Annotated in this window: 8 protein-coding genes; 3 read left to right on the forward strand and 5 right to left on the reverse strand. The window is 62.8% G+C overall.

The window, feature by feature from the left end; genetic code table 11:
* Window positions 1–182: 182 nt before the first annotated feature.
* Together ROP_RS14985 and ROP_RS14990 are read left to right on the forward strand one after the other, a co-directional pair.
* On the forward strand, window positions 183–1,637 hold the full coding sequence (locus ROP_RS14985; protein WP_012690229.1) for a flavin-containing monooxygenase: 1,455 nt from the start codon (window positions 183–185) through the stop codon (window positions 1,635–1,637).
* Window positions 1,638–1,920: 283 nt separating this feature from the next.
* Entirely contained in the window at window positions 1,921–2,796 is an 876-nt protein-coding gene (locus ROP_RS14990; protein ID WP_158306509.1) for an NAD(P)-dependent oxidoreductase, read from the forward strand.
* A 784-nt stretch (window positions 2,797–3,580) separates the two neighbouring features.
* Here the strand turns inward: ROP_RS14990 and ROP_RS14995 are convergent.
* From ROP_RS14995 to ROP_RS15015, 5 genes are all read right to left on the reverse strand, one after another.
* Entirely contained in the window at window positions 3,581–4,624 is a 1,044-nt protein-coding gene (locus ROP_RS14995; protein WP_012690231.1) for a dihydrodipicolinate reductase, read from the reverse strand.
* A 160-nt stretch (window positions 4,625–4,784) separates the two neighbouring features.
* The gene (locus tag ROP_RS15000) at window positions 4,785–5,675 is read right to left on the reverse strand and encodes an NAD(P)-binding domain-containing protein (RefSeq protein WP_012690232.1); all 891 of its coding nucleotides are present in this window, start codon (window positions 5,673–5,675) and stop codon (window positions 4,785–4,787) included.
* 290 nt (window positions 5,676–5,965) lie between these two features.
* Window positions 5,966–6,874, reverse strand: a complete 909-nt coding sequence (locus ROP_RS15005) for a phytanoyl-CoA dioxygenase family protein (RefSeq protein ID WP_012690233.1) — start codon at window positions 6,872–6,874, stop codon at window positions 5,966–5,968.
* A gap of 782 nt (window positions 6,875–7,656) precedes the next feature.
* Window positions 7,657–8,550: a phytanoyl-CoA dioxygenase family protein gene (locus ROP_RS15010; protein WP_012690234.1), complete on the reverse strand. Its 894-nt coding sequence runs from the start codon at window positions 8,548–8,550 to the stop codon at window positions 7,657–7,659.
* A 71-nt stretch (window positions 8,551–8,621) separates the two neighbouring features.
* Window positions 8,622–10,265 (reverse strand): fatty acid--CoA ligase, encoded by a 1,644-nt coding sequence (locus tag ROP_RS15015; RefSeq protein ID WP_012690235.1) that lies wholly within the window; start codon window positions 10,263–10,265, stop codon window positions 8,622–8,624.
* A 473-nt stretch (window positions 10,266–10,738) separates the two neighbouring features.
* Between ROP_RS15015 and ROP_RS15020 the strand changes: the two genes are divergently transcribed.
* The gene (locus tag ROP_RS15020; protein ID WP_012690236.1) at window positions 10,739–12,187 is read left to right on the forward strand and encodes an APC family permease; all 1,449 of its coding nucleotides are present in this window, start codon (window positions 10,739–10,741) and stop codon (window positions 12,185–12,187) included.
* The last annotated feature ends 3 nt before the right edge of the window (window positions 12,188–12,190 follow it).

Here is a 12,190-nt window from a genome sequence, read left to right on the forward strand (position 1 = left end):
TCCCGAACTTACTGCAAACTAGCTAGTCAGATCATTTGATTAGATCGATAGATTCTTTTCTCGGTCCAGACGCGGGCGTTACACGGTCGGCAACACGCCCCGTGACATCCGCATCCACCGAGTCCCGACAACAACCCAACTGATATCAGTAACGGCCGGCCCGTTCGGTAGGGAGTGACTTCATGGAGCCAACAAACTCGCACGTCGACGTCGTAATCGTGGGAGCGGGACTGTCCGGCATCGCCGCCGCGGTCGAACTGCGTACCACCCATCCCGAGCGGACGTTCGTCATGCTCGAGAAGCGCGACAACCTCGGTGGCACCTGGGACCTGTTCCGGTACCCGGGCATCAGGTCCGACAGCGACATGTTCACCCTCGGCTACAGCTTCAAGCCGTGGCGGGACGAGAAGACGATCGCCGACGGGCAGACCATCCTCGACTATCTCCACGAAGCCGTCGACGAGCATCAACTGCGTTCCACCGTCCGCGTCGATCATCGTGTGCTCAAGGCGGATTGGTCGAGCGAATCCAGCACCTGGACGGTGCAGGTCGAGTCGCCCGCCGGCTCCGACACGATCACGTGCTCATTCCTGTACATGGCCTCGGGCTACTACGACAACGAGAACGGCTACCGACCACGATTCCCGGGCGAGGAGAATTTCACGGGCCCGATCGTCCATCCCCAGGAATGGCCGGAGGATCTCGACTACGCCGACAAGAAAGTGGCAGTCATCGGTTCCGGTGCCACGGCCATCACGCTGATCCCGGCGATGGCCGGCACCGCCACCAAGGTCACCATGGTGCAGCGTTCGCCGTCGTACGTCGCGATCGACAGCGACATCGACGAGGACGCCATCAAGTTGCGGGCGGAAATCGGCGACGAGGCCGCGTTCGACGCGGTCCGCCTGCGCAACCTGGAACAGCAACAGATCAACTATCAGTTCGCACGGAGCTATCCCGAGGAGTTCAAGAAGCCGCTGTTCGATGCGATCGACGCGATAGTCGGGTCCGAGTTCCGCGAGAAGCACTTCACCCCGTCCTACCAACCGTGGGATCAGCGCCTGTGCCTGGTCCCCAACGGCGACCTCTTCGAAGCGATCAAGGCCGGCCAGGCCGACGTGGCGACCGGATCCATCGCCGAGTTCACCGAGCACGGCATCCGAATGGAGTCCGGCGACATGGTGGAGGCCGACATCATCGTCACCGCCACCGGACTGAACCTCTGCACCCTCGGCAAGGTTGCGTTCACCGTCGACGGAAACCCGGTCGACTTCAGCACTACCTACACCTACAAGGGTGTCGCGTTCAGCGGCGTCCCAAACCTGGTGCAGGCGCACGGCTATCTGAACTCGTCGTGGACGCTGCGACTCGAACTGGTCAACCAATTCTGGAGTTCGCTGCTCACCACGATGGACAAGCTGGGTGCCAAAGCGGTTACCCCGGTGTTGCGTGCCGGCGACGAGAACATGCCGCGCGATCCGTGGATGACCGGAGTGACCTCGGGATACTTCTTGCGGTACCTCGATCACATGCCGTCGCAGGGCGATCGGCTCCCGTGGCTGAACCCGCAGGTGCACGAGCTCACGAAGGAGATCCTCAGCGCCGATCCCGACGACGGGGTACTTCAATTCGATTAGTGCGGTCAGCGGCGCTACGGCAGCTTCGAAGCCTGGCTGGGCCGAGCAGTTACCGGGGTCGGCTGAGACAGTTCACCGAACCTGGGAATTTCACGTGCGCCGCAGCATTCGTCGGCTTGGTGTCTATGCCAAAAGCCCGGTCGACAGTGCCAGCCAGGATTTCTCGGACCCCGCACAGACCCGGACTCGCGATGGGCTCCAGGGGGAGTTCCCTCCGAACGCGGCTCTGCCCGCGGGACAAAATACATGTTCATATGTTCTATCGATGAATACGAGGAGTGACGTGACGGGGACGAACCAACTTGACCTGGCCGTGATCGGCTGCGGAAACATGGGGTCCGCTATAGCCCGGGTTGCGCTCGAGAAGCAGTATTCGGTCGCAGTATGGAATCGCAGCCCGGAGCGCGCCGTGCGATTGGTCGATGCAGGCGCCACCGTCCTCACGGAAGTCAGCCAGGCGTTTCAGAATGCCGACCTGACCATCGTCTGCGTCAGCACGACCGACGACGTCCGCGCCCTGCTCGCACAGATCGACCCCACCCGGGTCGCCGGCGCGATCTTGAACCTGACGAGCGGCTTACCGGACGAGGCAAACGAACTCGCGGCGTGGGCGGCCGAACATGGCGTGCCGTATCTGGACGGCGCAATCCTCTGCTTCCCCGAGCAGATCGGCAGCGCCGAGGCCCGTATCCTGGTCGCCGGCCCCGAGCAACTCTGGACGGCGCACAGCGACATCGTTCGGGCGCTGGCCGGAGGAGCATTCCACGTCGGCACCGTCCACGGCGCAGCCAACGTCATGGACGCCGGTTTGGTCGGCGCCTTCTACATGTCCAGCATGGTGGCGTTCATCGAGGCGACCCGGTACATGGGCAACGCCGGTGTCAGCACCGACGCGCTCCGGTCCCTACTGCCACACACCCTCGATCAGTTCTCCGAGGAGATCCACGACATCCTGAACCGCGTGGACACCGGCACTTTCGCTACCGAGCGGGCGACACTCACCGTTTACCAGGAGGCCGGTCAGACCTTCCTCGACACGATGGCACCGCACGGCCCGGCCACCATGATCCGGGCAACCACGGGTGTGTTCGACCGGGCAGTCGCCGCCGGCCTCGCGAACGAGGACCTCGCCGCGATCGTCAAGCTCTCAGCCGAATAACTGTATGCCGTGCAGTTCCAACGTGGAACTGCACGGCATCCGCTGCGATACCAATTTTTCTCTGCGAACCGATTCTCTGGTTCCGTTTGCCATCGGCCATGAGCGATCCCAGATACTTTCCGGTCCAGCATCCCGCGCAGCGGGACAGGACCATGCGGTACAGCGCGGCGTTGGCCTGGCGGCGAAATAGATATCTTGGTCCGCTCGAACATTCGGATCATTTCGATCCGGGCCGTCGCGCCCGCCCTCGCGCGGGCGCCCTATTCGGGGCAGGTCACCGCTGTCGGGGCACGTCTCATCGGTGCGAGCGGCAGAACGCAATGCACTGGAGTCTTGGCCGACAGATCTATGCGGGCGTCATGATCAATCATCACACGGGTCAGTCCACGACCTGAGGCGGTACGTCATCATGCCCTCAGATGTCGGTACGCTCGCCGGGCGCGCTTGTTTGCCTGCCCGCGGACTGAAGCGGGCAAGAAGCTGTGCAGATTGCGACTCCGACGAAGCGAATCATAAGACGCGGAAAGCCCACCACGGTGTCCGCGCTCGGCCGGTTCACCCGCCGACCACCCAGTTCGACACCACATTGCGCACACCGGCCCGGCCGCAGCACCCATTTTCCGGTCGGCATTCGCGTCGACCGCCCTGATACCAATACCTTGTAACGCGTTGGCCGACTGCGCCATTCGGACTCCACATCGACGTAGGACCGGCGCCGACTGCCGCCGCCGGTCCAGTTCGACACCGCCCCTGCCCTGGGTTCGAACTCGGTGTACCGCAGGTACTACGCCACAGTCGCAGACTGGATTCGATGGGCACCTTTCGACGCGACCGCCGCAACAGGAAGATCGGCCATGGTGCGCAGGCCCGGCGTCGCATCGACGATCGCAGTGATCGCGTTCGACGCGACCGCGACAGTCGACTGCAGGCTGTCCAGCCCACGCGGCGCGAGGAACTCGAGAGTCTGCTCCTCACCCTCGATCAGCCACCGGTCGCCGGGGACGACCGGATCGCCGTCTTCGAAGAAGCCGAAATGGACCGCGACCTCGATGACGGGTTCACCGTCCCGGATCCCCCGGGCGGCATGGCGGACCGCTGCAATTGTTCCCGGCGCCACAATAATATTGTCACCGATCCGCTCACTGTCGGTGAGAAATGCCGGTGCCGGACAGTCGACCTCGATCGTGTCCAGCACCCACCCCAGTCCCGATGCCAATGCCGCGATGCTCTCGGTGAATCCGACGTGACCGATGACCCGCCCCTCGTCCTGGGCCTGCACGAACTCCAACTCGGTGAGGCCGATACCGAACTTTCCGAGGATGTGGCCGTAGTGCACCATCTGGGTGGCCCGCTCGATCTGCACGCTCTCGACGCGCTGAGTCAAACTGCTGAGCAGCAACGGCAGGGTGTCCATCAACATGCCCGGATTACATCCGGTGCCGACCACGCTGCGGCCGTTTGCACGTGCTACCTCATCGACCCGCGCCGAGAACTCGGGATGAGCGTGCGCCGGGTATCCCAATTCCTCACATATCGACACGACGTTGTAACCATGCGAAAGCAAGTCCGTGACCAGCGGCTCGATCGGCTCGACGAACGACGTGGTCGCGACGAACGCCACGTCCGCCCTCGGCAATGCGTCGATGGAGCCGACCACGACGCCCTTGGAGCTACTCACGCCGAGCAACTCGCCGACATCGCGGCCATGCAGGGCAGGCTGGATGTCCAGCGCACCCACGACGGCGCAGTCATCGCGTCGGCACAGCGTCCGACCAACGTCGACGCCAACGCTGCCGAGTCCCACGAGGACAACCGATGCAGTGCGCATTCACTCTCCCGAATCTATGTATAAAGCCCAGTCGATCTGACGCACCGCGTACCGGCCCCGGCAGGTCTTCGGCGTGGTGGCCGTGGGCCGGTACCGCCCGTAGCACGTTTTGTGGTCACACACCCGCGAGAATCTCTCCGATCGAAATCTGATCGTTCGACTATATCAACTGAACATCCAATTCTCGCGGGAGCTTCGCCAGTGCTGCCAGCGCCTTGTTGCCATAGCCGGCGGCCACGCCATCCGCCAAATTCTTTGTCAGCGCGCCGATCAGCACCGATCGACTGCCGGCCGAGTCGAAAGCCTCCATAAACGTTTCGAATGCCTTGAGGTAGGTTCGGAGCGCGGCCTGATCGGTCTCGAAGTCACCGGCCTGGATCGCCCGAGCCGACTCCGCGATGCCACTCTCGACCACGCCCAGTACCGTGTCGGTCACGTCACCCAGTTTGTCGAGCGCGACGCCTTCGGACTGAACGAAGGCGATCGCCTCGATATACGCGGTTATGGCGACTACGGCGAATCCGCCCAATGCGGCGATGGTCGCCGCTGCGCCGCCGAGCCTCTCGCTGACCAGGGTGGATCGACCGCCCAGCTTGACCAGCGTGCCCTTCAACTCGTTGTAGATCTCCGCGGATCCCGAATAGACCAGTGCGCCCTTCTCGGCGCCGATGTCCTGTGGGTATCCGGCGATGGCCCCGGCAAGATAACGCCCACCACGCGAGGTGACCAGGTCGCCCAGGCCGGCCATTTCGTCCGGCGTGCCGGTCACCAGGTTCACGATCGTCCGTCCCGCCAGATCAACCCCCGCAAACGCGGCCTCGACGTGGGCGCTGTTCAGCAGCACGACGAGTGTCACATCGGCGAAGGCCACCGCGTCCGCGGCCGTGTCCGCGGCGGTGATGCCGTCCAGCTCGGCCAACACCTTGGCCTTCTCCGCAGTCCGGTTCCAGACGGTCACCACGCAACCAGATTTCGCCAGCACCCGGGCGATCGCGGCGCCCATCAGCCCGGTTCCCAGTACCGCCACCGCACGGACGCCCGAGTCAGCCATGCATTCTCCTTCAGTTGGAATCAAGTCGAACTCCGAATAAGATCGTTGCGTCGCCGCTGTTCGTACAGCGCGCCGATCCCCTGCGGGCATCTCCAGGACTTTTCGAGGTGCCAGACTTCAGTGGGAGTTGCGCCGCGCGGATGCTGATACCTGTGATCGGTTGCCGGACAGCCTTATCCGTTTCCCGCGGCCTTGCTCATGGATGAGGTTGTCGACAATCCCCATTGAACGAAGACGGACAATAGATTTCAAAGGCCGGCGATTCATGATGGTGAGTGAGTGTTTCCGTATCAATGGGCTCCAGGAGCGCTGAGTGGGCCGACGTAGGCTTTTTCGTCATCCAGACCCAGGTAGCTGGACAGCTCGCCGTAGTCGTACTGCCACAGACCACCGGACAGAGCCGGGTACTGCGAACGGAAGCCGAGCAGTCGCTGCGCATGCGGAGTCATGGTCTTGACCAGGTCCATGTCGACCATGAAGGGGTAGGCCTCCTCGCCGACGAAGCAGCTGGAGTTGAAGGCGAAGGCGACAGCACGACGGTAGATGTCCGCGGTCTGGTTGGCGCCTCCGCTGTGGGCAGTCTTGCCGCTGAGCAGCAGTGCGTCGCCGGAATTCATGATGGCCGGGATTGTGTCCTCGTGCTTACCGCGATCCTCGAAGTCCGGCCAGTGGTTGCTTCCCGGAATGACGCGGGTGGCACCGTTTTCCTCGGTGAAGTCGGTGAACGCAATCAGGAAGTTGATCGTGCCTTCCGGGCCTTTCCGGCCGAGCTCGAACAGCGGCCAGAAGTTCTCCAGGTCGCGGTGCATCGGCTGCAGCGGGTTTCCGGGGCCGATCTCGATGACCTGGGCTGCAGTCATCCAGTAGGTGCCGGTCTTCTCCAAGAAGGTGAGATCGGAGATCTCTTTCACCAGCGGATCGTTGATGACCTCGTTGCGGAAGGTCGCGCTGTGGGTCGCCAGGTTGGTGAGGCGCTTGGTGTTGACGCCGTGAAATGCCTGAATCACCTCGTTGTCATGCGTGGTTCCCGGATTCAAAGCCTGCATGGCCGGTTCGATCTCGGCATCGAAGCGCGCAACCTGATCCTGAGTGAGCAGTCCCTGAATGACCACCCCACCGTCGCGTTCCATGATCTCGATGATCTCGGTGGCGGGTGTGCTGCGCGGTACGGAGATCAGGGTGTGAGTAATACTCGTCATTTTCAGCCCTTCTAATCGCTTCAGACGGTGTAATCAATCGACTAGATCATACGATCAGTCCAGTTATGCGGTCAAGACTTTGAGTGAAATAGGTCTCGATTGACCTATCCGTGAGACCCCCGTCATACCTAGGTGGGCGGCGACGTAAATCCGCCAAAGTTGATGCGGGTGACGTACCCGAGCCCTGCCGCCGCGGTTCAATTCGTCTCGAACTGCAGTCTCGAAGAGCCATTTCGTGGTGAGTAACGAGGAAGGCAGCGGGTGCGGGGCGAGGCATGAGTCAGCCGCACGACCACGCTGAGTTGGCCCGTCAGAACCGACGGGTCGATACGAGGCGGGGCGCGTTCCGGTCGGTCAGGTCTCTTACGGAGGGTTGGCACCGCGGGAATGCACGTTCCAACCCCATTCGGTGATCTCGGAGAGGAAGCGGCCGACCGCGTGGACGCGTCAGATCCAGTCCGCGATGGTGATCGGTTCACCGGTGACCGTGTTGACGGTGATGAAATCCCCAGAGGGAGGTGTCCCATCTTCGATGTGCCGGCGCTTGGCCCCTCGTGGCCTGTAAGTCGACGGTGGCCAGGAGCCAACTCGTCAACCGGTCTGTCGGATCGAATCCTGCACCGCTCCCTCGTGACCGACTGCATACGGATCAAGCGCATGCATGCGAACATCCAGCGTGGGTGTGCACTTCCGCGGACAGACATCGACAATCTTGGGATTTTTGGTTCGGAAGTCTCCCGGAACACGGGAAGGCTCAGGCCGAACGCGGAACGGAGACCTGTTTACTCGGCATCGAATTGGGCGTAGCTGTTGGTGAACGGCGCAGCGTCGTCCTTCAGCAAGAAGATCGGGTCGGCCATCGCGCCCTCGTGGCCCACGAATCCGGTACCGGGTGGACAGGTCGAGTAGCCCAGCAGCTTCTGAATATCCTCGTCGAAGGTCCTGGCAATCTCCGGCGGGTACGTAAGGAATGCGTTCTCCTCCTGACGCAGAAACCCGAGATCGAAGCCCAGGGTGAATCCGATCCGGCTGCTGTCGGAGTTGTTGGTGCCGCCGCCATGATAGGTACCGCCCACCCAGATCAACGCCGACCCCGCGGCCATCTCCGTCGGCAAGGCTTCGTCGACCTTCGGTGCCCGGGTGTCGTCCCACCTGTGACTGCCCGGAACCACCATTGTTCCCCCGTTTTCCGCGGTGAAATCGGTGATGGCGACCATCAACTGGACACGGGCCTGGTTGTAGCCCTCGTGGTGGCGCCATTGCCACACACTGTCATCCCGATGCAGCGGCTGCGCGCCCTCGCCGGGGTGGATATCGATGATCGAGGTGACCCCGATCTGATAGTTCGGCACCATCTCGACCTGATCTTCACCCAGGTAGACCGGCCGGGTGCGCTCCAGGTAGTGCGCCGCTACGCCGTTGTAGATCGGGTGACGTGCAGCCGTGGCGGCATGCTTGATGTGGTTGAAAACGCCGTACAGCCGCTTGGTCCGTTGCCCGGAGAAGTCGTCCTGGCCCCAGGCCGCTGTCTCCAACGCGGCATCGATCTCCACTCGGGCTTCGTTCAGTGTTTCGCCGTCGAAAAAGTCGCGGATGATGACGCCGCCGTCACGATCGATGTGCGCGATCACGTCGTCCAGTGAGGCGCTTGCTTCCAGGGTGGTCAAACCTGCCACGATGTCTCCTTCAAAGATGTGTGGGCGGAATTGTTCTTTCAATGGATTCGATATGAATTTCAGCCACTCGACTATTCGGAACTGAGAACCTCGAGGTGGCCGTCGGCGAACTGCTGCCGAAGCAGCTTCTTGTCGAACTTGCCCACACTGGTCTTCGGCACTTCGTCGATGTAGACCCAGCTGTCGGGCAATTGCCATTTGGGGAGATTCCCACTCAGATGGTCGCGGAGTACCTTCGGATCGGGCTCCACACCCTCCTCGAGGACGACCACCGCGCATGGCCTTTCGTCCCACTTCTGATCGGGGATACCGAACACGGCCGCCTCTGCGACATGCGGATGTGCCATCAGGTCGTTTTCCAGCTCCACCGACGAGATCCATTCCCCGCCGGACTTGATGACGTCTTTGGCGCGATCCACCAGCGTCAGATACCCGTCCGGCGACACCCGACCGACGTCGCCGGTCCGCAGCCAATCACCGTCGAAACTCCCGGCGTACCGCTCCCGCTCGGCGTCATCGCGCGCGTAGTACGCCGCCGTGACCCACGGCCCCCGCACCTGAAGCTCCCCCAGTGAAACATCGTCGTTGGCGACAACGTCACCGGCATCGTTCTTCAGCCGGTAGTCGACGAGCGGCGCGAACTGGCCCTGCGTCGCGCGATGCGCCCACGGATCGTCACCGGAGTGACCCGCGGGCAGTGCCGCGGTGGCCGAGACCGCCGATGTCTCGGTCATACCCCACCCCTGGATCATCTCGACACCGAGCTCGTCCTGGTAGGCCTGCAGCAACGACAACGGTGCCGCCGATCCGCCGACGAACACCCGCTGCAGGTGTGTGAGGTCCTGCGGCGTGCGCGCGAGGGTCTGCAGTATGCCGGTATAGATCGCCGGCACGGCCGCGGCGATGGTCGGGCGTTCGGCCGCCAGCATCGCCAGCAGCGGCTCCGGTTGCAGGAAGCGATCGGGCATGAGTAGCGACGCGCCGGAGAGCATCGACGCATACGGCAAGCTCCAGGCGTTGACGTGGAACATGGGCACGATGACCAGGCAGGTGTCCCGGGTGCTCAATCCCATCCCCATGGACGTGGTGACGTGCAGCGCGTGCAGGTAGAGCGAACGATGCGAGTAGACAACACCCTTCGGATCTCCGGTGGTCCCGGAGGTGTAACACATGGCGGCAGCCGATTGCTCGTCGATATCCGGCCAGCAGTAGGTCTCCGATCGGTCGGCGAGCAGCTCCTCGTAATCATGCACCGCGACGTGCGCGGGCGCCTGGAAACTCTCGGGGAGCGCGCCCACCACGACGACGTGCCGCACCGTCGTCATCATCGGCAACGCCTGCCCGAACGCGGACAACAGCGAAGCATCGACGATCACGACCTGATCCTCGGCATGGTTTGCCACGAAGGCCACCTGACTGGGCGAGAGCCTGATGTTCAGCGGATGCACCACCGCACCCATCGCAGGCACCGCCGCATACACTTCGAGGTGCTCGCTGTTGTTCCACATGAAAGTGGCCACCCGATCCGACCGCCCCACGCCGAGGCCCTGTAACGCGTTCGCCAACTGCGCCATTCGGGGAGCCAGCTCGCCGAAGGTTCGGCGCCGACAGCCGCCGCCGGTCCAGGTCGACACTACTGCTTCGCGGTGCGCGGTGGTGGCATAGCGCAGCAACCGCGCGAGTGATAGCGGTCCGTCGTTCATTGTGCTGCGCATGATCTCGCCCTTCGAATTCGGTGCCCGCAGGTTCTACGGCGCAGTCGTGGACTGGGTTCGACAGACGGCTTTTCGCCGCACCCGCCTACCGCCTACCGCCTACCGCCTACCGCGGAAGTAGACAATTTCTGATCGTTTGCCCAAGTCGTGTGATTGGAGACACTATGTCGCCCGCAGCGGCATGTCAATGCCCAGCGCCCCGCAGCGAAGATCACACGAATCGCAGCGGCAAGCCGTGAATAGCTGGGCGATTTGTCCTGATTGCACCCTGGTTCTCGGGTGCACGGGGCAAATATCGACTGTGGCATTGACCACAGCCGGACATACTGCAATCATCTGGGGGTCGGTTGACCTAATCGGTTGAACATTCCCCGGCATTTGCCGTCGCCGATTCGCTGTGCCGACCCGGAGGCCCCCGCAGGCCTCCCTTCACCTACGCGACGTCTGTCGCGAAACTTTCTAGGAGTAATCGCATGGTCGATACTGCATCGCCCCATGGAAACGAGCACCCACATCAGTCGGGGGTCGAAGATCTCGACACCGGACATCTCGGTCGGGTACCACTGGTTTCGTTGTCCCTCACCTCGTTCATTCCCGCGGTCGGCATGGCCCTCGTACCGCTTCTGATGTTCGAGACCGCCGGCCCAGCGGCATGGCCGTCCGCCCTCCTCGGTGCGCTCGCGGTGATCTGCGTCGGACTGTCCGTGATCACCTTCGCTCGCCGATTCATCAGCACCGGCTCTCTGTACAGCTACATTTCCGAGGTATTCGGACCATGGGCCCGATATCTCACCGCAGCAGCACTCTTCGTCGGGTTCGTCCTACAGGTCGGTGGTGTCGGCGCAATCTTCGGCATCTTCACCGGTAGCTTCCTCATCTCGCGGGGATTCGAGAACGCCCTCGACTTCGGCCCGCAATCAGCGATCATCCTCGGTGCCATCGCTATCGGTGCTATCGTTTCAATTCGCGGACTGGACACGTCGGTGCGGGTCGCGGTCGGCCTCGCTGCGCTGTCGATTCCACTCGTCCTCATCATCACCGTCGCGAGCGCAGTACATACGGGACTCGACCTGTCCCAGCAGTTCGACTTCGACGGCATCAGCGTCAGTGGGATCCTGCAGGGTGTGGCCGCCGGCACCACGTTCCTCATCGGGTTCGAAAGCTGCACGGCATTGGCTGCCGAAACCCGGGATGCTCGACGCAATATTCCACTCGCGGTGATGTCCGTGCCCGTGGTGCTGGGTGTTCTGTACTTGCTCTGCACCATCTTGCAAGTGCCCGGGCTCATCGCCGCTTCGTCCGATCTCGAGGCCGGAATGTCGGCGCCGGCCGCGTTGGCGCTCAATGCCGGGCTCGGATCCGCGGTCGCCACGGCAACGGACCTGGTGCTCGCCGTGGCGTGTTTCGCCGCGCTCATCGGGTTCATCAACTACGGCGCGCGCTTCGTCATGGCGTTGGGAATCGACAAGCTACTACCCGAACGAATCACCGAGGTGCACAACAGATTCCGAACTCCGCACGTGGCAATCATCGTCCTGTCGGTACTCGGGTTCGCCGCCATGGCCGCCGTCATGGCCGTCACGGGAACAGTGACGCAGGCGTACTACGCCAGCGCACCACTGATCGTGTACGCATGGGTCGCCCCGTACATCCTCATCACCGTCGGCGCCATCATTCTGATGCTCCGCGCCAAGACGACACGTCCCCTCATCCTCGTGTGCTCAGCACTCGGCGGCATCACGATGGCCTGGGTCTACCTCAACGGGGTGATCAATCCTCCGGCACCACCAGGCGATGCCATGTCATGGGTAATCGTCGTTGTGATCGCGCTCGTGCTGGCGGTCTTCGTGATCTCCAGCCGACGCCGGCGCCCCACCACCGCGCCCGCTCCCATCCGGGGCGAGGAGGAAATCGTCCTCTGACGC

This window comes from Rhodococcus opacus B4 (genome assembly GCF_000010805.1).
GTDB lineage: Bacteria > Actinomycetota > Actinomycetes > Mycobacteriales > Mycobacteriaceae > Rhodococcus_F > Rhodococcus_F opacus_C.